Source organism: Erwinia sp. MYb416 (genome assembly GCF_037479575.1).
In the GTDB taxonomy this organism is placed as follows: domain Bacteria; phylum Pseudomonadota; class Gammaproteobacteria; order Enterobacterales; family Enterobacteriaceae; genus Erwinia; species Erwinia rhapontici.
The window spans coordinates 404,008-423,576 of the sequence record NZ_JBBGYT010000441.1; the positions used below are offsets into that span (position 1 = coordinate 404,008).

16 protein-coding genes are annotated in these 19,569 nt (G+C 55.4%); 6 read left to right on the plus strand and 10 right to left on the minus strand.

Annotated features, from left to right (window positions below):
• The first annotated feature begins 3 nt into the window (after positions 1-3).
• The 4 genes from WH277_RS25340 (at position 4) to WH277_RS25355 (ending at position 4,199) form a co-directional block, all read left to right on the plus strand.
• Entirely contained in the window at positions 4-1,290 is a 1,287-nt protein-coding gene (locus WH277_RS25340; RefSeq protein ID WP_244290449.1) for an ABC transporter substrate-binding protein, read from the plus strand.
• A 65-nt stretch (positions 1,291-1,355) separates the two neighbouring features.
• Positions 1,356-2,279 carry a carbohydrate ABC transporter permease gene (locus WH277_RS25345; protein ID WP_133842337.1) on the plus strand — a complete coding sequence of 308 codons (924 nt, stop codon included), beginning with the start codon at positions 1,356-1,358 and terminating at the stop codon, positions 2,277-2,279.
• 10 nt (positions 2,280-2,289) lie between these two features.
• On the plus strand, positions 2,290-3,117 hold the full coding sequence (locus WH277_RS25350) for a carbohydrate ABC transporter permease (protein WP_133842336.1): 828 nt from the start codon (positions 2,290-2,292) through the stop codon (positions 3,115-3,117).
• A 5-nt stretch (positions 3,118-3,122) separates the two neighbouring features.
• The gene (locus tag WH277_RS25355) at positions 3,123-4,199 is read left to right on the plus strand and encodes an ABC transporter ATP-binding protein (protein ID WP_133842335.1); all 1,077 of its coding nucleotides are present in this window, start codon (positions 3,123-3,125) and stop codon (positions 4,197-4,199) included.
• A gap of 51 nt (positions 4,200-4,250) precedes the next feature.
• On the opposite strand, the gene WH277_RS25360 is transcribed toward WH277_RS25355, so the two are convergent.
• The gene (locus tag WH277_RS25360; RefSeq protein ID WP_159336879.1) at positions 4,251-4,865 is read right to left on the minus strand and encodes a LysE family translocator; all 615 of its coding nucleotides are present in this window, start codon (positions 4,863-4,865) and stop codon (positions 4,251-4,253) included.
• A 189-nt stretch (positions 4,866-5,054) separates the two neighbouring features.
• Here WH277_RS25360 and folA point away from each other — a divergent pair, with 189 nt between their 5' ends.
• Positions 5,055-5,537 carry a type 3 dihydrofolate reductase gene (gene folA / locus WH277_RS25365; RefSeq protein WP_171149235.1) on the plus strand — a complete coding sequence of 161 codons (483 nt, stop codon included), beginning with the start codon at positions 5,055-5,057 and terminating at the stop codon, positions 5,535-5,537.
• A 43-nt stretch (positions 5,538-5,580) separates the two neighbouring features.
• Here folA and apaH read toward each other — a convergent pair whose 3' ends face one another.
• From apaH to lptD, 6 genes are read right to left on the minus strand one after another with little or no spacing between them, the layout of a single operon-like run.
• Complete coding sequence (gene apaH, locus WH277_RS25370) at positions 5,581-6,408, minus strand: bis(5'-nucleosyl)-tetraphosphatase (symmetrical) ApaH (RefSeq protein ID WP_133842333.1); 828 nt, start codon at positions 6,406-6,408, stop codon at positions 5,581-5,583.
• Between the two features lie 14 nt (positions 6,409-6,422).
• Entirely contained in the window at positions 6,423-6,800 is a 378-nt protein-coding gene (apaG, locus tag WH277_RS25375; protein WP_133842332.1) for a Co2+/Mg2+ efflux protein ApaG, read from the minus strand.
• A 2-nt stretch (positions 6,801-6,802) separates the two neighbouring features.
• Positions 6,803-7,624, minus strand: coding sequence for a 16S rRNA (adenine(1518)-N(6)/adenine(1519)-N(6))-dimethyltransferase RsmA (gene rsmA, locus WH277_RS25380; RefSeq protein ID WP_133842331.1), 822 nt, complete (start codon positions 7,622-7,624; stop codon positions 6,803-6,805).
• Positions 7,617-8,609 (minus strand): 4-hydroxythreonine-4-phosphate dehydrogenase PdxA, encoded by a 993-nt coding sequence (gene pdxA / locus WH277_RS25385; protein WP_339507316.1) that lies wholly within the window; start codon positions 8,607-8,609, stop codon positions 7,617-7,619. The genes rsmA and pdxA overlap by 8 nt, the downstream gene beginning before the upstream one ends.
• Positions 8,599-9,894, minus strand: a complete 1,296-nt coding sequence (gene surA / locus WH277_RS25390) for a peptidylprolyl isomerase SurA (RefSeq protein ID WP_133842329.1) — start codon at positions 9,892-9,894, stop codon at positions 8,599-8,601. The genes pdxA and surA overlap by 11 nt, the downstream gene beginning before the upstream one ends.
• 54 nt (positions 9,895-9,948) lie before the next feature.
• Entirely contained in the window at positions 9,949-12,327 is a 2,379-nt protein-coding gene (lptD, locus tag WH277_RS25395) for an LPS assembly protein LptD (RefSeq protein ID WP_339507317.1), read from the minus strand.
• A gap of 172 nt (positions 12,328-12,499) precedes the next feature.
• Here lptD and djlA point away from each other — a divergent pair, with 172 nt between their 5' ends.
• The gene (gene djlA / locus WH277_RS25400) at positions 12,500-13,321 is read left to right on the plus strand and encodes a co-chaperone DjlA (protein ID WP_133842327.1); all 822 of its coding nucleotides are present in this window, start codon (positions 12,500-12,502) and stop codon (positions 13,319-13,321) included.
• A 93-nt stretch (positions 13,322-13,414) separates the two neighbouring features.
• On the opposite strand, the gene rluA is transcribed toward djlA, so the two are convergent.
• The 3 genes from rluA to polB form a co-directional block, all read right to left on the minus strand.
• The gene (gene rluA / locus WH277_RS25405; protein ID WP_159336881.1) at positions 13,415-14,068 is read right to left on the minus strand and encodes a bifunctional tRNA pseudouridine(32) synthase/23S rRNA pseudouridine(746) synthase RluA; all 654 of its coding nucleotides are present in this window, start codon (positions 14,066-14,068) and stop codon (positions 13,415-13,417) included.
• Positions 14,069-14,108: 40 nt separating this feature from the next.
• Positions 14,109-17,015, minus strand: coding sequence for an RNA polymerase-associated protein RapA (gene rapA / locus WH277_RS25410; RefSeq protein WP_167863360.1), 2,907 nt, complete (start codon positions 17,013-17,015; stop codon positions 14,109-14,111).
• A 141-nt stretch (positions 17,016-17,156) separates the two neighbouring features.
• The gene (gene polB / locus WH277_RS25415; RefSeq protein WP_171149232.1) at positions 17,157-19,520 is read right to left on the minus strand and encodes a DNA polymerase II; all 2,364 of its coding nucleotides are present in this window, start codon (positions 19,518-19,520) and stop codon (positions 17,157-17,159) included.
• Between the last annotated feature and the right edge of the window lie 49 nt (positions 19,521-19,569).

Sequence of the window (19,569 nt, forward strand, 5' to 3'; positions counted from 1 at the left end):
AGTATGATGCAACATCCTTTGCGCTCTGCATTATTCAAAAGCGTGGTATTGACCCTGGGAATGACCACCGCCTTCGGCAGTATCGCCGCCACTAAGCTGACGCTGGTGGAAGTGATCACCAGCCCGGCGCGGACAGCCGTGCTGCAAACCATGCTGACGGAGTATAAAAAACAGCATCCGGATACGGAAATTGAAGTGATCTCGCTGCCGTGGGGCCAGGCGTTTGAAAAACTGGGCACCATGCTGCAAAGCGGGCAGGTGCCGGATGTGGTGGAGATGCCGGATACCTGGCAGGGATTGTATGCCAGTAACAATATGCTGGAGGATCTTGAGCCACGCCTGAAAAGCTGGCAAAGCACGCCAGAGCTGACGGATAAAGCGCTGACGATGGCGCGTGCCGCCAACGGTAAAGCCACGATGGTGCCGTACGGTTTCTATCTGCGCGCCATGTTCTGGAACAAGAAGCTGTTCCAGCAGGCCGGGCTGAGCGAAGCACCGAAAACCATGGATGAGTTCGTCGCGGACGCGAAGAAAATTACCGCACTGGGTAATGGCATCAGCGGCTACTGCATGCGTGGTGGCGTTGGAGGCACCAATGCCTGGATGATGTTTATGGCAGCGATGAACGGCTCTCCAGACTTCTTCGATAAGCAGGGTAACAGTACGCTCACCCAGCCTGGTGCACTGAAGGGCGCACAGCTGCTGGTGGATTTGTACAAAAGCGGCGGCGCACCGAAAGACAGTGTGAACTGGGGCTTTAACGAGATCGTATCCGGGTTCTACTCGGGTAAATGCGCGATGCTTGACCAGGATCCGGATGCGCTGATCGCAATTAAAAACAGCATGCCAGCGGACGATTTCGCGGTAGCACCGATGCCGGTAGGGCCATCGGGTAAAGCCTTCCCGACGATAGGTTATACCGGCTGGTCGGTGTTTAAGCAGGCGAAACAGAAGGATCAATCCTGGCAGTTGATCCAGTTCCTCAGTAACAAAGAGAACAACCTCACCTGGTCGAAGTTCGTCGGTACGCTGCCCATCTATAAAGGCGCAGAAAGCGACCCTTACTACCATTCACCGCAGTTCGCAGGCTGGTTCGCCGAACTGAATGACCCGAAATATGTGCCGCTGACCATGCCGACCCATCTGAAAGGCTGGGGCTACTTTAACTCGGTGATCGTCAAAGAGAGCAGCCAGGAAACATTACTCGACCAGAACGATACCGAATCGATGGTTCAGGACTGGGCGAAGTATCTGACAAAAGAGCAGAAAGCCTGGCTGGCTGCGCAATAACCTGGTGATCGGGCCGATCGGAACAGACGATCGGCCCCCCGCCAACCTCATACCGGAGACGCCCTATGATGCTTGACGCCACCACCGAACCCGCCGATCGAGCGCCACGCTTTTTGCGCCTGCGTATGCTGGCGGAACCCTGGCTTTACCTCACCCCAACGCTGGTGTTGATAGGGCTGTTTATTTTTGTACCAATGATGATTGGCATCTCGTATGCCTTCCAGAATATCCAACTGCTGAACCCGATGGACAGTGGCTGGGTCGGTCTGGATAATTTCCGCACTATGTTCGATGACCGACGTTTCTTTAAGGCGCTGGGCCATACGGTGAACTGGACGCTGACCTCGCTGACGTTGCAATTCTTCCTTGGTCTGGGGTTGGCGCTGCTGCTAAACCGCGAATTCCCGTTACGGCGCTGGGCACAGGCACTGGTATTCCTGCCGTGGGCGGTGCCTGCGTTTCTCTCCGGTCTGACGTGGTCATGGTTGCTGAATCCGGTGATCGGTATTCTGCCGCACTGGATGGTGGATCTGCATCTGATCAGCGAACCGTACAACATCCTGTCCGATCCCACCCTCGCGTTATACGGCCCCGTGATTGCTAACGTCTGGTTTGGTATTCCGTTTTTTGCCATCACCCTGCTGGCAGCGTTGCAATCCATTCCAAAAGATCTCTACGAGGCGGCATCCATGGACGGTGCCAGCGGCTGGCAACAGTTTAAGCGCGTCACGCTGCCATTTCTTGCACCGATGATTGCGATTACCGTCATGCTGCGCACCATCTGGATTGCCAACTTTGCCGACCTGATCGTGGTGATGACCGACGGTGGCCCTGCGGGATCCACCTCGATTCTCTCCAGCTACATCTTTACCACTGCCTACCGCAAGCTCGACTTTGGTTACGCCTCAGCGATGGCGGTGTTCCTGCTGGTACTGATGACCTGTTATGCATTGGTGTTACTGCGTATTCGCCATCAGTTGTTGAAATAAGGAGAGGTCGATGAACGCACTGTTACGTTTGATTGGGCACCGCGCCGGTATCCTGTTCTACCTGCTGTTTGCGCTGTTCCCGCTCTACTGGGTGATTAAAATTGCCTTTACGCCCGACGCGTTGTTGTTCAGCGAAGGGGTGACAATGTGGCCGGCTGCGCTGACTCTTGACCATTTTAAACGCGTGCTGGTGGAGAGCGATTTCCCGACCTTTTTTACCAACAGTCTGATTGTGTCGTTTGGCACCGCCGGTTTGTCGACTGTGGTGGCAGCGGCTGCGGGCTACGCGTTTTCACGCTTTGGTTTCCGTGGAAAAACGGTGATGGCGGCGCTGCTGCTGTTTACGCAGATGTTCCCGCTGGTGATGATCCTGGCCCCAATCTACAAAGTGATGGCACCGCTCGGGCTGACCAACAGCCTGCTGGGCCTGATCCTGGTCTACAGCGCATTTAACGTGCCGTTTGCCACTTTTTTGATGCAGTCATTTTTCGATGCAATCCCGAAAGATCTGGAAGAGTCCGCCATGCTGGAAGGCTGCACACGTTTTCAGGCGCTGTACCGCGTACTGGTGCCACTGACACTGCCGGGCATGGCCGCCACGCTGGGATTTGTCTTCACTGCCGCGTGGAGTGAGCTGCTGTTCTCACTGATGCTGATCAACCAAAACGATGTGATGACCTTCCCGGTAGGATTGCTGAGCTTCGTGTCGAAATTCGCCGTTTCCTGGGGAGATATGATGGCTGCCGCCGTGCTGGCACTGATCCCCGCGTGTCTGTTTTTCGCCTTCATTCAGCGCTACCTGATCCAGGGGCTGACGGCTGGCGCAGTAAAAGGATAATCCTGATGGCTCAAATTTCTCTGCGACAAATCCAGAAGCAGTACGGCAATGTTGAAGTGCTGCGTGATATTAACCTGACCATCGCCGATGGTGAGTTTGTGGTGCTGGTGGGGCCTTCGGGCTGCGGGAAGTCGACGCTGCTGCGTACCATCGCCGGACTGGAACTGGCGAGCAGCGGTGACATCCGTATTGGCACGCGGCTGATGAATGAGGTGGCACCGAAAGATCGTGATATTTCCATGGTGTTTCAGAGCTATGCGCTCTATCCGCACCTGACCGTGGCGCGCAATATGGGCTTCAGCCTGGAAGTGCAAAAGCGGCCCAAAGCAGAAATTGAGGCCGCGGTGCAGCGTGCGGCGGAGATCCTCAGCCTGACGCATTTACTCGACCGGCGGCCAAAAGAGTTATCCGGTGGCCAGCGCCAGCGCGTGGCGATGGGGCGGGCGATTGTGCGGCAGCCGCAGGTCTTTTTGTTCGATGAGCCGCTGTCGAACCTTGATGCCCAGCTGCGCGGTCAGATGCGCGTGGAGATCAAAAAGCTGCATCAGCAGATGAATAATACCATTGTTTATGTGACCCACGATCAGGTCGAGGCCATGACGCTGGCGGATCGCATTGTGGTGCTCAATCACGGTGTGATCCAGCAGGTAGGCAGTCCGCTGGAGCTGTATGACACACCGGCGAATAAATTCGTCGCCAGCTTTATCGGTTCACCGCCGATGAACTTTATCAGCGGTACCGTGCGTGCCGGGGATCGTGGTCCTTGCGTCGAGGTTAGCGCACCGCTGGTGCTGCCCTTGAGCGATCGCGGCTTGCTGCCACAGGGGAAGGCGGTGACGTACGGCATCCGCCCGGAAAATATCACGTTATGCGATCTGGCGGATGAAGGGGCGTTGCCGTTGCAGGTGTCGCTGATCGAACCGACAGGGCTATCCGAGCTGATCCACGGAACCCTGTACGGTGAGCCGGTGATGATCTACAGCACTTTGCGTTCGGATTGCCGGGCGGGGGAGACGGTGGGCATGAAGATCGATGTGGATCGCGTGCTGCTGTTTGATGCGGACAGTCAGGTGCGGCTGTAGGGGCGGGCTATGGCTATATATAGCCCGCACCGGGTCAGGCGTCCCTGACCCCTACGACAGTGCGACTTTAATTCCCAGCGCAATCAGTACGCCACCCAGTAGTTTGTCAACGATGCGTTGGGCTTTGGCCAGGCCACGACGTACCGGGGCGCTCTGGATCAGTACCACTAATAGCGGCCACCACAGCGTCGACAGGCCGAGGATAATACCCGCATACAGCAGCTTTTCATGCACACTGGAGCCAACGCTCAATACCTGGGTAAAGATCGACAGGAAAAACAGCGTAGCTTTGGGGTTCAGCAGGTTGCACAGATAACCCTGCATAAAGGCTTTCTTCAGCGAGGTGTGCTCAGGGGCCACGTTACTGAGATCCATTTTACTGCTGCCACGGGAACGCAGTGCCTGGATACCGATATAAATCAGGTAACCGGCACCGGCATATTTCAGCAGCATAAACAGCCACGGCGTGGTGGTGATCACCACGGCCAGCCCGGCAACGCAGTAAGCCATATGCGTGGCAACGGCGCAGTTCACGCCCATCGCGGTCATCATGGCCGCGCTGCGGCGGTAGCGGGCAGCATTTTTGATAATCAGGAAAAAATCAGGGCCGGGAGAAAGCATCCCGAGCGCCGCAATGGTGGCGACAAATAAACTGGTTTCTAACATAACGAAGGTCTGTAGCTGAACGAGCCGAGAATTCTATCATGCCTCTGGGGTTAATGTGGGGGAAAAACAGGCAGAAGGTGACGCAACCGATACCCTGTAAACCTTTACTGAATATCCTCCGGTTAGCTATCGACGAAAGTTTCGCCTTTCCGTATGATGGCGCCAATTTTACCCCCTGCTGAGTTTTATATGATGATTAGCCTGATTGCGGCCCTTGCGGCCGACCGTGTGATTGGGATGGAAAATGCCATGCCATGGCATCTGCCGGCCGACCTTGCATGGTTTAAGAAGCATACTCTGAATAAACCCGTGATCATGGGCCGCCGTACCTGGGAGTCCATTGGACGCCCGTTGCCAGGTCGCCTGAATATTGTGATCAGCAGCCGTAAAGGGGATGCCGACGGTGTGACCTGGGTGACTTCTATTGATGAGGCGTTAAAAACCGCAGGTGATGTGGAAGAGCTGATGGTGATTGGCGGCGGGCGCATTTATGAGCAGATGCTGGCACGTGCTGACCGTTTGTATCTGACGCATATTGATGCCGAAGTGGAAGGGGATACGCATTTCCCGGACTACGAGCCGGATGAGTGGCAGTCAACCTTCAGCGAGTTCCATGATGCTGATGAGAAAAACTCGCACAGTTTCTGCTTTGAGATTTTAGACCGTCGTTAAAATAATACGGGTCGGGCATGCCCGACCCGAACAACGGTGTCTTTTACAATATTTCGCTTTTCCGGTTCGATACCTGCACAAACACCCGCTTGTCTTCCCAGCGTAGCATTGTCAATGTTCCTCCCCAGCAACAACCGGTATCCAGGGCGAGAATCCCTTCCGGCGTTCCTTTTCCTTCCAGCGATGCCCAGTGACCAAACGCAATGGTGTAATCATTCGATACCGGTCCGGGAATGGTGAACCAGGGTTTTAGCGGTGGGGGAGCGCTGTCCGGGGCTTCTTTCGCGATCATATCCAGCTGACCATTTGGAAAGCAGTAACGCATTCGCGTCAGGGCATTGGTACTGAAGCGTAAACGCGCCAGACCGCTGAGCTCCGGTGTCCAGTTATTGGGCATATCGCCATACATCGCATCCAGAAACAGCGGATACGTATCGCTGCTGAGGACCGATTCCACTTCACGCGCGCAGCTTTTCGCTGTCTCGATATCCCACTGCGGAGTGATCCCGGCGTGGGCCATCACCAGCTTTTTTTCTTCATCAACCTGTAACAGCGGCTGGCGGCGTAGCCAGTTGATCAGCAGGTCAGCATCAGGGGCTTCCAGCAGCGGTGTAATGCGATCTTTAGGTTTATTGCGACTGATACCGGCGTAGACCGCCAGCAGATGCAGGTCATGATTGCCCAGCACCATTTTTACGCAGTCCCCGAGGTAACGAACATAACGCAGAACTTCAAGCGAAGCTGGCCCACGCGCGACCAGATCGCCGGTCAGCCAGAGCTGATCAACCTGAGGATCGAAGGCGACCTGGTTAAGAAGCGATCGCAATTCTTCGTAGCAACCGTGGACATCACCGATTAAATAAGTGCTCATGCAAAAAGGCCGGATTAGTGAATATGGGTGGCAATCGCCAGGCGGAAGACCGGGATATCAACGGTGAACGGTTCGCCGTTGGCATCGATCATCTGATAGTGACCCTGCATGGTGCCCATCGGGGTTTCAAGAACGGCCCCGCTGGTGTACTGAAACTCGCCGCCAGGCTCGATGTGCGGCTGTTCACCAACCACACCTTCGCCCTGAACTTCGGTTTCACGGCCGTTACCGTTAGTGATGAGCCAGTAACGGCCAATGAGCTGAGCCGGGATACGCCCCAGATTACGTATCGTGATGGTGTAAGCAAACACATAACGTTCTTCTTCAGGTGCAGACTGTGACGCAATATAGGCACTTTGTACCTGAACACAGACTTTGGGCGTATCGTTCATACTCAGTTCTCCTGCGGCTGAGGATGCGCAGTCAACCAGTTCGCCATACGGCAATATTGTGCAACGCTGATATTCTCTGCACGCAACGTCGGGTCAATCTCCATTTCTGCCAGTGCTTCCGCAGAGAAAAGATGGCCGAGGCTGTTGCGCAGGGTTTTACGGCGTTTACCGAAGGCTTCCGTGGTGATGCGGCTCAGGGCACGAATGTCGTCAACCGGGTGTGGGATCTGTGCATAAGGCATCAGACGCACCACGGCAGAGTCGACTTTCGGTGCCGGGGTAAAGGATTCGGGTGGCACTTCCAGCACCGGGATCACCTGGCAGTAATACTGTGCCATGACGGTCAGACGACCGTAGGCTTTGCTGCCAGGCCCGGCAACCAGGCGGTTAACCACTTCTTTTTGCAACATAAAGTGCATGTCCTGAATGGCACCGGTATAGCTAAACAGATGGAACATCAGGGGAGTGGAGATGTTATACGGCAGATTACCGAACACACGCAGCTTTTGACCTTTTTCCTGCGCATAGGCGGCGAAGTCAAAGGCCATCGCATCCTGCTGGAAAATGGTCAGTTTTGGGCCAAGGAACGGATGAGTTTGCAGACGCGCGGCAAGATCGCGGTCAATCTCAATCACTGTCATGGCGTCCAGACGCTCGCCTACCGGCTCGGTAAGTGCAGCAAGGCCTGGGCCGATTTCGACAACCGCCTCGCCCTTTTGTGGGTGGATGGCATTGACGATGCTTTCGATAATGTACGGATCGTTAAGGAAGTTCTGTCCAAAACGTTTGCGGGCGAAGTGGCCCTGGTGAACGCGACTATTCATTACTGCTCTTAATCATGGTAATGGCGAGGTTAAGCGCCGTCTTAAAGCTGCCCGCATCAGCCTGGCCGCTTCCAGCCAGCTCGAGAGCTGTGCCGTGGTCAACAGACGTACGGATAAATGGCAGACCGAGGGTGATATTCACCGCCCGACCAAACCCCTGATATTTTAGCACTGGAAGCCCCTGATCGTGATACATCGCCAGCACCGCATCAGCATGTTGCAGATATTTGGGCTGGAACAGGGTATCCGCTGGCAGAGGTCCAGTCAGTTGTATACCGCGCTGGCGGAGTTCATCCAGCGCCGGGATAATCACATCGATCTCTTCACGGCCCATATGGCCGCCTTCGCCTGCGTGGGGGTTCAGACCGCAAACAAAGATATGCGGTGAAGCCAGACCAAACTTGCTTTGCAGGTCGGCGTGGAGGATGGTGATCACTTCATGCAGGCTGTTGTGGGTAATGGCGGCCGCCACATCTTTCAGCGGCAAATGGGTGGTCGCCAGCGCAACACGCAGCTCCTCCGTTGCCAGCATCATCACCACGCGCTCACAGTCAGCGCGCTCGGCGAAGAACTCGGTATGCCCGCTAAACGGGATGCCGGCATCGTTGATGACACCCTTGTGCACCGGTCCGGTGATCAGGGCGGCGAATTCGCCGCTCAGACAGCCGTCACAGGCGCGTGCAAGGGTTGCCAGTACATAGTGACCATTATCCACGCAAAGCTCGCCTGCAACCGCTGGCTGGGCCAGCGGCACGGGCAGAACGGTGAGCGTTCCTGCCTGCTGGGATTGCACCGGGCTTCCCGGTAGATACTCGCGCAGGGTCAGTGGTAAATGCAAAGCTGCCGCGCGGGTGCGCAGCAGCTCGGGGTCAGCACAGACAACCAGTTCAACCGGCCAGGCAAGCTGTGCCAGTTGAACGATTAAATCGGGACCAATCCCGGCGGGTTCGCCGGGGGTGATCACCACACGTTGATTACTGAGCATTCGCATCCAGAATTTTCACGTAGGCAGCAGCACGTTGTTCCTGCATCCAGGTTTGTGCTTCTTCCGAGAATTTACGGTTGAACAGCAGGCGGTAAGCACGCTCTTTTTTCGCCGCATCAGTTTTATCCACCTTGCGGGTATCCAGCAACTGGATCAGATGCCAGCCGAAGGAAGAGTGAACCGGGCCGCTCACCTGGCCTTTTTGCAGACGCAGCAGGGCATCACGGAAAGCAGGATCGTACACTTCCGGTGAGCTCCAACCCAGATCGCCGCCCTGGTTCGCTGAACCCGGATCCTGCGACAGTTGTTTAGCAGCGTCGGCAAAGGTCAGCTTGCCACTTTTGATCTCAGCGGCCACTTCTTGCAACTTCTGACGGGCCTGATCGTCAGTCATGATCGGGGATGGTTTGAGCAAGATATGGCGTGCATGTACTTCAGTGACTGAAATGCTCTGGTTATCACCGCGCATATCGTTCACTTTCAGAATATGGAAACCCACACCGGAGCGGATCGGACCAATGATATCGCCTTTTTTCGCTGTAACCAGCGCCTGAGCAAACAGGGATGGCAGCTCCTGAATACGGCCCCAGCCCATGTTGCCGCCCTTCAGCGCCTGTGGGTCAGCAGAGTAGGTGATAGCCAGTTTACCGAAATCCGAACCGGATTTGGCTTCACCTGCCAGCTGTTTTGCCAGGCTTTCCTGATCGTCAACCTGCTGCTGGGTCGGGTTTTCCGGCAGTGGCAACAGGATGTGGCTGAGGTTCAACTCAGTGCCAGCATCATTCTGCGATGCCATCTGCGTTGCCAGCTGATCCACTTCCTGAGGCAGGATCGTGACACGACGACGCACTTCGTTGTTACGGACTTCTGAGGTGATCATCTCTTTGCGGATCTGCTCGCGGTAGGTGGCATAGTTCATGCCATCGTACGCCAGACGGCTACGCAACTGATCAACACTCATTTTGTTCTGCGCGGCGATGTTACCAATCGCCTGATCCAGCTGCGCATCACTCACCTGAATTCCGGCCTGTTTGGCCATCTGTAGCAGGATATTATCCATCACCAGACGTTCAACGATCTGGTGACGCAGGGTTTTATCATCCGGTAACTGCTGGCCGGCTTGCTGCGACTGGCCTTTCACGGACTGCATCATGCCGTCCACGTCACTTTCTAACACTACGCCGTTATTCACGATGGCGGCAACTTTATCAACAACTTGCGGGGCTGCGAACGCAGTGTTGGCTGTCAGGGCTGCACCGAGGATCAGCATTCTCCAGTTCTTCATACTTTTTCCATTCTTCTATCCGCACTGCGGGTTTGCATACCAAACATTACAACATCAGAAAGCGCGTTGATAAGGCAGGATGCCCTGACGCAGCATTTGACCGGTGCCTAAGCCATAGCTTGGGCTGAGGCCACGCAGTTCAATGTTGAACGAGATTTTATTGTCATATTTACTGCTGTCGTTTTCCCAGCTGGTGATTTTACGTTCATAGCCCAGACGGAGTGCATAACAACAGGAGCTGTACTGTACACCGAGCAGTTGATCGGCAGCCTGGTTTGCTTTGGTATCGTAATACCATGCACCGACCACTGACCATGCATCAGCGATAGGCCAGCTTGCTGTTGCACCAACCTGCGAAATTCCTTTCTGGTACAACGCATTGTTGTACTGGGTCAGCGTTTGCTGAACATACTCCTCGCTGGTATAGCGGTAGTTCAACTGCACCATACGGTCAGCATCACGACGCCATTCCAGCACGGCGTTACCCTGAGAAACGTTATTCAGACGGGTGTCGTATTGCAATCCACCGCGTGCTGACCAGTTGTCACTCACCCTCCAGTAAGTGTCGCCAGCCCACACCAGGCTGCCGCGGTCGTCGTCATCCGTGTTGTTCAACCCGGTACGAGCAGGGGTGAACGAGTAGATTTGACCAATGGAAGCATTAAAACGTTCAACCAGATCGTTATCAAAAATTCGCGAGGTCACACCGGTAGTGACCTGGTTGGCTGAAGCGATGCGATCCAGGCCGCTGTAGGTACGGTCCCGGAACAGGCCAGTGTAGTCACTTTGCAGCAGCGTGGAGTCGTAGGCGCGGATGTCGCTCTGATCACGATAAGGCGTGTAGAGGTACTGCACGCGCGGTTCCAGCGTCTGCATGTAACCCGGTGACCAGTTCATATCCCGGTCAAATACCATCTTGCCGTCGACTTTAAACTGCGGCATGACGCGATTCACCGAGTCTTTCAGCTGATTATCGCTACTGGTGCTGAGCGAGTTGTAATAATCAATGTCGTTCTGCTCGTAATGCGTGGCCAGCAGTTTGGCTTCGGTATTGATGCTACCCCAGCCGTTGGAGAGCGGCAGGTCAATGGTGGGTTCAAGATGCAGACGCGTGGCATCTGGCAAACGTTCATCCACATTGGTAAATTTCACTGCCTGCGCATAGACGTGCGTATCGAACGGTCCGATATCATTATTGTAATAATTGAAGTCGAACTGCGGTTCGGCACGATACACATCGTTAGTGGCGTTGGTGGAGAAAATCTGGAACTGTTTGGTCGACAGCGTGGCATCCCAGTTTTGTTCCGCATACCCAATGCTGAACTTCTGCGTAACGTAGCCATCAGTGGTTGAACCATACACCGAGTCGAGATCGGTGAAATAGTAAGGATCGCTGACTTTGGTGTAATCGGCGTTGAACCGCCAGTGCTGATCGTAAACGCCAGAATGACGCCAGTAGAACAGCCAGCGATTGGCGTCTTTATCATCCGGATGATCGCTGTTATAGACGCGGTCTGAATTCAGATAGTCGAACTCCACCAGACCTGTACCTGCGCCAGTCAGATAACGGAATTCATTCTGCCACTGCATGCCACGGCGGCTGATATAGTGCGGTGTCAGCGTGGCATCGGCCTGCGGTGCAATGTTCCAGTAGTACGGCAGCATAAACTCGAAGCCGCTGTTACTGCCGTATTTTGCATTCGGGATCAGGAAGCCGGAACGGCGCTTATCGCCCACCGGGAGCTGTAAATAAGGGCTGTAGAATATCGGCACCGAGCCCAGTTTGAAGCGGGCGTTCCAGATTTCAGCCAGCTGTTCATCGCGGTCATGAATAATTTCAGAGCCGACCACGCTCCAGCTATTCTGACCCGGCAGACAGGAGGTAAACGTGCCGTTTTCCAGAATGGTGTAGCGGTTATCATCACGCAGTTTCATCTGGTCAGCATCACCGCGCCCCTGGCGGCCTACCATCTGGTAGTTACCATTCCACACGTTGGTGTCTTTGGTATTCAGGTTTGACCAGGCTTTCGGACCTTTCAGGATGACCTGGTTGTCATCGTAGTGCACATTACCCAGTGCATCGACGGTACGCGTTGGCGTTGTCTGCCCACTGAGCATTTTTTGATGCAACTGAACTTCGTCGGATTGCAGACGGCTATTGCCCTGACGAATATCCACATTACCGGTAAAGACTGCATCATCGGGATAATTGCCTTTGGCACTATCGGCATCAATCGTTACGGGTAATTGGTTGGTTGCCTTTCCCTGTACCAGCGGACGGTCGTAACTGGGCACCCCGAGCATACATTGGGATGCGAGGTCATCAGCCAGCCCTTGATGGCTGTAGAGTGCTGAACCAATCAAGGTGGCCAGCAACGTAGGTAGTCTTTTATTCATACGCGGTATCGAGAATTCCGTAATCACTGGCATCATGCCGACAAACGGTCAGAGACTAACGTACTCAACTGCATTGCGCTAGTCATACCCTGCATCTTTTATGACAGGTATACTTCTGGTTGTCTGGCCGCGTACCAATAGGCTGTGAGAGAAATGACAGGTATGATAATGCAATTTTTAGCCTTCAGCATGGCGAATTGAGGAGTATATGCGCTATTGGGGAAAAGTATTGGGTCTTGTGCTGGGTTTCTTATCGGGTGCGGGCTTCTGGGGTGTGCTTTTTGGCCTTGTGGCCGGGCATCTGATAGATAAAGCACGTTCGCCGGCACGGCAGGGCTATTTTGCGAATCAACAGACGCGTCAGGCGCTGTTTTTCCGCACCACCTTCCAAGTGATGGGGCATCTGACAAAGTCAAAAGGCCGGGTGACGGATGCCGACATTCAGATGGCATCGCTGCTGATGGATCGTATGCAGTTGGACAGTAACGGCCGTATTGCCGCGCAGCAGGCTTTCCGCGAAGGCAAGGAGGGCGATTATCCTCTGCGGGACAAGCTGCGTGAGTTGCGTAGCGCCTGTTTTGGCCGTTTCGATCTGATCCGTATGTTCCTGGAAATTCAGATTCAGGCTGCGTTTGCCGACGGTTCACTGCATCCCAATGAGCGCCAGGTGCTGTATGTGATTGCCGAGGAGCTGGGCATTTCGCGCGCGCAGTTCGATCAGTTCTTACGGATGATGGAGAGCGGTCAGCAGTTTGGCGGTGGTTCGCACTATAGTGGATCGTCTCAGGGCGGATTTACGGGGGCGCAGCGTGGACCCACGCTGGAAGATGCCTGTAGCGTGCTGGGGGTGAAAAGCACTGACGATGGCACCACCATCAAACGCGCTTATCGCAAGCTGATGGGGGAGCATCACCCGGATAAGCTGGTGGCGAAAGGCTTACCGCCAGAGATGATGGAGATGGCGAAGCAGAAAGCGCAGGAGATTCAGGGCGCGTACGATCTCATCAAACGCGAGAAAGGGTTTAAATAGTTATCAGGCTGGCTGGCCGGGCATGCCCGGCCACTACGAAACACACATTGTAGGGGGCGGCCAGCCCGCCCCGTGCAGATGAATGGCAATAAATCAGAAATCCGCCGGTTGCCTGAACGTCATCGGCGTACCGAACTGTGGATGGGTAATGCTCAGGCTCTCGGCGTGCAGCTGCAGGCGAGGAGCCATCGCTTTTGCCTCGTCGTGCGCATAGAAGTTATCACCGAGGATCGGATGGCCAAGCGCCAGCATATGCACGCGTAGCTGGTGCGAGCGCCCGGTAATCGGTTTTAACTGTACGCGGGAACTGTTATCACTGGCGTAATCCAGCACCTGATATTCCGTTTGTGCAGACTTACCGGTTTCAAAACAAACTTTCTGCTTCGGCCGGTTCGGCCAGTCACAAATTAACGGTAGATCGACCAACCCTTTTTCTGGCTGCGGATGTCCCCAGACGCGCGCCACATAGGTTTTCTGCGGTTCACGTTCGCGGAACTGCCGCTTCAGCTCACGCTCGGCGGCTTTTGTCAGTGCCACCACAATCACACCGCTGGTGGCCATATCCAGGCGATGGACCGATTCCGCCGCTGGATAATCACGCTGTACGCGCGTCATTACGCTGTCTTTGTGCTCTTCCAGACGACCGGGAACGGAAAGGAGTCCACTGGGCTTATTCACCACCATGATGTGGTCATCCTGATAGAGAATATGCAGCCAGGGTTCTTGTGGTGGGTTGTAGGGTTCCATAACTCTCTCGTAAGGGCCGGCGTGCGCCGGCCCTGTCTCGTTACTGATGTGTGACAACGATCAGGCGCAGCGCGTCCAGGCGCCAGCCCGCTTCGTCCAGATTCGCCAGCACCTGCTCACGGTTGTTTTCCAGCGCATCCATTTCATCCTGGCGGATGTTTGGGTTGACGGCGCTTAATGCTTGCAGACGTGACAGTTCGGCACTCAGTTTCTCATTCGCTTCTGCGCGTGCTGCATCGATCAGCTTGCGGGCTTCGACGGCCGCCTCATCTTCCGACAGTTTGATGATCTCATGGACATCCTGCTGTACGGCATTGACCAGCTTGCTGCCGGTGTGGCGGTTGACCGCGTTAAGCTGACGGTTGAAGCTTTCGAATTCCACCTTCGCGGCCAGATTGGTGCCCTTGCGGTCAACCAGCATGCGCACCGGCGTAGGCGGCAGGAAGCGCGTCAGTTGCAGATGCTTCGGCGCCTGAGCTTCCACCACGTAGATCAGCTCCAGCAGCAGGGTACCAACCGGCAGCGCTTTGTTTTTCAGCAGTGAAATCGCGCAGCTGCCGGTATCACCGGAGAGGATCAGATCCAGACCGTTACGGATGATCGGGTGCTCCCAACTGACATACTGGGCATCTTCACGTGACAGCGCCTGATTACGGTCGAAGGTGATAGTACAGCCATCTTCTGGCAGGCCAGGGAAGTCTGGCACCAGCATATGATCGCCTGGGGTCAGGATAATCAGGTTATCGCTGCGATCTTCCTGATTAATGCCCACGATATCGAACAGGTTGAGTGCGAAGTTCACCAGCTCAATATCGTTATCCTGCTCGGCGATCAGGTTCGCCAGCGCCTGAGCTTTTTCGCCGCCGTTGGAGTTCAGTTCCAGCAGGCGATCGCGGCCATGCTCCAGCTGTATTTTCAGGGCATCATGCTGTTTACGGCACTGATGGATAAAGTCATCCAGCCCTTCGGTATTTTCCGGCGCGGCCAGGTACTCAATCAGGGGCGCATAAACGCTGTCGTAAACGGTACGGCCGGTCGGGCAGGTATGCTCAAACGCATCCAGCCCTTCGTGATACCACTGTACCAGCACCGACTGCGCGGTTTTTTCCAGATAAGGGACGTGGATCTGGATATCGTGTGCCTGACCAATACGGTCAAGACGGCCGATACGCTGCTCCAGCAGGTCCGGGTTAAAGGGCAGGTCGAACATCACCATCTGGCTGGCGAACTGGAAGTTACGGCCTTCTGAACCGATTTCCGAACACAGCAGCACCTGAGCGCCATCTTCTTCCGAGGCAAACCATGCCGCTGCGCGGTCACGTTCGATGATCGACAAACCTTCGTGGAACACGGCGGCACGAATACCTTCGCGCTCACGCAGTACCTGCTCCAGTTGCAGGGCGGTGGCTGCCTTGGCGCAAATCACCAGCACTTTTTTGTCGCGGTTGCTGGTCAGGAAGCCCATCAGCCACTCTACACGCGGGTCGAAGTTCCACCAGGTGCCGCTGTCGCCTTCAAATTCCTGATAAATCTGCTCCGGGTAGAGCATATCGCGTGCGCGCTCATCCGCTGATTTACGGGCGCTCATAATGCCGGAGACTTTGATTGCCGTCTGATACTGCGTCGGCAGTGGCAGACGGATCTGATGCAGTTCGCGTTTCGGGAAGCCTTTCACACCGTTACGGGTGTTACGGAACAGCACGCGGCTGGTGCCGTGGCGGTCCATCAACATGCTGATCAGCTCCTGACGAGCTTCCAGCTTGCCTTCACGGTCGCTGTTGGCGGTTTGCAGCAGCGGCTCAATATCCTGTTCACCCATCAGATCATTGAGCAGATTCAGCTCATCGTTACCGATGGTTTTGTCGGCCAGCAGCATCGCGACGGCATCAGCAATCGGACGGAAGTGCTTCTGCTCTTCAACAAACTGTGCGAAGTCGTGGAAACGATTGGGATCCAGCAGACGCAGACGCGCAAAGTGGCTTTCCATCCCCAGCTGTTCCGGGGTAGCGGTCAGCAGCAGGATGCCCGGGATCTGCTCGGCCAGTTGCTCAATCACCTGATACTCACGGCTTGGTGCTTCTTCAGACCAGACGAGGTGATGGGCTTCATCCACAACCATCAGGTCCCACTCGGCATCGGCCAGTTTTTCCAGACGCTGCTTATTGCGGCGGACAAAGTCGAGCGAACAGATAATCATCTGCTCGGTTTCAAACGGGTTGTCGCTGTCGTGCTGGGCTTCGGCGTAGCGGTCATCATCAAACAGGGCAAAGCGCAGGTTGAAGCGACGCAGCATCTCAACCAGCCACTGATGCTGCAACGTTTCTGGCACAACAATCAGAATACGTTCGGCGCGGCCCGCCAGCAGTTGCTGGTGGATGATCATCCCTGCTTCGATGGTTTTCCCTAAGCCCACTTCATCGGCCAGCAGCACGCGCGGCGCATGACGGCGGCCGACATCGTGAGCGATATGCAACTGGTGGGGGATCAGGCTGGTACGCATACCGCGCAGGCCGCTGGTGGCCAGGCGGTACTGCTCACTCTGATATTTACGCGCGCGAAAACGCAGCGCGAAACGGTCCATACGATCCAGTTGTCCGGCAAACAGGCGATCCTGTGGTTTACCAAACACCAGTTTGCTGTCGAGCATCACCTCACGCAGGACGACGTTTGCTTCTTCGGTATCAAGCCGGGTTCCGACATAGCTGACAACGGCATTGTCGGTTTTTACCTCGTCAACGACCATTTGCCAACCTTCATGGCTGGTAATGGTGTCGCCAGGATTGAACACCACACGAGTGATGGGAGAATCATTTCTGGCGTAGAGACGGTTTTCGCCCGTGGCAGGAAAGAGCAGGGTGACCATACGTGTATCTACGGCAACCACAGTTCCCAATCCCAGTTCGCTTTCCGTATCGCTTATCCAGCGTTGACCAAGTGTAAAAGGCATAAATATTCGGCTCGATTCTCGTCTAGTTTGTTTCAGGCAATAGCACTGCTGCCCGGTAAAAAAGTACCTGGCGGTGAATTCAGAACGATTGATACTTAGGAGGAGCGCTATGGTACTGGAAGGTCGCCCATTCGTCACCTGTCAAAAAAGCCCCAGCTGTCCTGTTACCAGTGTAGCAAAGTCATCCTGCATAAACGGCAGGATACCCTCGGCCACCGGTTGTAACTGGCGCGTCAGATAGTGATCGTAGTCCAGTGGCGTGATCCTCGCTTCCAGCGGTTCCGGGCCAGAGGTGGCCATCACATAGCGGATTTTCCCGCCTTTCTGGTAGAGCAGTGGCCGGCCAAGCTTCTGGTTTTGTTCATCAGCGATACGTGCGGCACGCACGTGCGGGGGCACATTTCGTTGGTATTCACCCAGCGGGCGACGCAGCCTTTTACTGTAAGTGAGCTGATCGTCCAGTTCCCCCTCCAGCAGCTGGCGCACGGTTTCCCGGATATAGTCCTGATAGGGTTGCCCGGTAAAAATGCGCAGATAGAGCTCCTGTTGAAATTTTTGTGCCAGCGGCGTCCAGTCGGTACGCACCGTTTCTAATCCTTTAAAGACCATACGCGGCTTCTCACCGCTGCGTATCAGCCCCGCATAGCGCTTCTTGCTGCCTTGTTCGGCACCCCGGATGGTTGGCATCAGAAAACGGCTGAAGTGGGTTTCATACTCCAACTCCAGTGCGCTTTCTACGTTGAATTCTGCGCGCAGATGCTGTTGCCACCATTGATTGACGGTGTCCACCAGACGGCGGCCAATCTCCGCTGCGCGCGCTTCGTCGTGAGCCGATTTTAGCCAGACGAAGGTGGAGTCGGTATCGCCGTAAATCACATCAAAACCCTCGGCTTCAATCAGTTCCCGGGTCTGACGCATAATATCGTGACCGCGCATGGTGATGGAGGAGGCAAGACGCGGATCGAAGAAACGACAGGCGCTGGTGCCCAGTACGCCATAAAAGGCATTCATAATGATTTTCAGCGCCTGCGACAGCGGCTTATTGCCCTGCTTTTTGGCTTCTTCCCGTCCCTGCCAGATCTGATTCACAATGGCGGGCAGGCAGTGGTTGGTGCGGGAAAAACGTGCACCGCGATAGCCTGCGACAGAATGGGCCTCATCCGGCTGTGCCATGCCTTCAACCAACCCGACCGGGTCAATTAAAAAGGTGCGGATAATCGACGGATACAGGCTTTTGTAATCAAGCACCAGCACTGAGTCATACAGGCCGGGCTGTGAGTCCATCACATAGCCACCAGGGCTGGCCTCTGGCGCGACATCCCCCAGATTTGGGGCCACAAAACCGGCACGATGCATACGCGGCAGGTAGAGGTGACCAAATGCGGCCACCGAACCGCCGTGGCGATCGACGGCCAGGCCATTTACCGATGCGCGTTCCAGCAGGAACGGCATCAGTTCAGTGTGCTGGAAAATACGCGTCACCAGTTCGCAGTCTTTCAGGTTGTAGTGGGCCAGGGCGGGCTTATCTTCCGCAAAGCGTTGATCAATCTCTTCCATACGCTGCCAGGGATTATTGATGGCTTTCCCTTCCCCCAGCAGTTCGCGTGAAACCGCTTCAAGGCTGAAGGATTCAAAGTTCCAGAAGGCAGATTTCAGGGCTTCAATGCCGTCAATAATCAGCCGTCCGCTGGCCTGGGCGAAGAAAACACCCGGCTTAAACCCGTGCTCGCGCCACTCCAGCGCCGGGCTGTAACCCCGCCCCAGATTCAGTGGAATGCCGTAGCGTTCGGCATGTTTTTGCAGCACACGCAGGTCGAACTGCACTACGTTCCAGCCGATCAGCACATCGGGGTCATGACGGGCAAACCAGGCGTTGAGTTTTTCCAGCAGCAGCGGGCGGCTGGCGACATATTCCAGATTAAAATCGAGGTGGCTGGCATCGCCGTTCTCCGGGCCAAGCATGTAGACATCCCGCTGGCCGCACCCTTCCAGGCCTATGCAGTACAGCTCGCCGTGACGCGTTGTTTCGATGTCCAGCGATACCCATTTCAGCGGCGGGCGATAATCCGGGTGTGGTTTCAGACGGGTTTGTGTCAGTCGGTCCCCGGAGGGCTGACCGCTGAACCAGACGGGAGCGGTGATAAACCGCTCCATCAGGAAGCGCTCCGGCGGACGTACATCCGTTTCATACAGCGTGATGCCATTCTCACGCAGCAGTTTATCCAGCTTTTGTAGCTGACGTTGCTGTCGGCAATACAGGCCAACCACCGGACGCTGGCGAAAATCTTTCAACTCAAGCGGGGCAAAACGCCAGTCGCGCTCACCCGCTAACAGCCGCGTGGCTGCTGCCTGCTGTTCAGCTGGAATAAACGCCACGGACTCCTGCGGCGGCAGCACCACCATCTGCGGGCCAGCATCCGTCGCCAGCCAGAGTGTGATTTCACTGCCAGCGGGTGTATCCCGCCAGTGGCGTGTGAGTAGAAAGCCTGCCTGTGCGTCGTTCACACTGTCTCCCGGGGGTGATGAAGTGTTAATATTAGCATGTTTATTTATA

Bases quoted from the DNA above. Each gene is read 5' to 3' on its own strand.
- apaH (WP_133842333.1), bottom strand. From the start codon at position 6,408: ATGAGCACTTATTTAATCGGTGATGTCCACGGTTGCTACGAAGAATTG.
- WH277_RS25355 (WP_133842335.1), top strand. From the start codon at position 3,123: ATGGCTCAAATTTCTCTGCGACAAATCCAGAAGCAGTACGGCAATGTT.
- rapA (WP_167863360.1), bottom strand. From the start codon at position 17,015: ATGCCTTTTACACTTGGTCAACGCTGGATAAGCGATACGGAAAGCGAA.
- WH277_RS25350 (WP_133842336.1), top strand. From the start codon at position 2,290: ATGAACGCACTGTTACGTTTGATTGGGCACCGCGCCGGTATCCTGTTC.
- apaG (WP_133842332.1), bottom strand. From the start codon at position 6,800: ATGAACGATACGCCCAAAGTCTGTGTTCAGGTACAAAGTGCCTATATT.
- folA (WP_171149235.1), top strand. From the start codon at position 5,055: ATGATGATTAGCCTGATTGCGGCCCTTGCGGCCGACCGTGTGATTGGG.
- rluA (WP_159336881.1), bottom strand. From the start codon at position 14,068: ATGGAACCCTACAACCCACCACAAGAACCCTGGCTGCATATTCTCTAT.
- WH277_RS25360 (WP_159336879.1), bottom strand. From the start codon at position 4,865: ATGTTAGAAACCAGTTTATTTGTCGCCACCATTGCGGCGCTCGGGATG.
- pdxA (WP_339507316.1), bottom strand. From the start codon at position 8,609: ATGCTCAGTAATCAACGTGTGGTGATCACCCCCGGCGAACCCGCCGGG.
- rsmA (WP_133842331.1), bottom strand. From the start codon at position 7,624: ATGAATAGTCGCGTTCACCAGGGCCACTTCGCCCGCAAACGTTTTGGA.
- surA (WP_133842329.1), bottom strand. From the start codon at position 9,894: ATGAAGAACTGGAGAATGCTGATCCTCGGTGCAGCCCTGACAGCCAAC.
- djlA (WP_133842327.1), top strand. From the start codon at position 12,500: ATGCGCTATTGGGGAAAAGTATTGGGTCTTGTGCTGGGTTTCTTATCG.
- WH277_RS25345 (WP_133842337.1), top strand. From the start codon at position 1,356: ATGATGCTTGACGCCACCACCGAACCCGCCGATCGAGCGCCACGCTTT.
- lptD (WP_339507317.1), bottom strand. From the start codon at position 12,327: ATGATGCCAGTGATTACGGAATTCTCGATACCGCGTATGAATAAAAGA.
- WH277_RS25340 (WP_244290449.1), top strand. From the start codon at position 4: ATGATGCAACATCCTTTGCGCTCTGCATTATTCAAAAGCGTGGTATTG.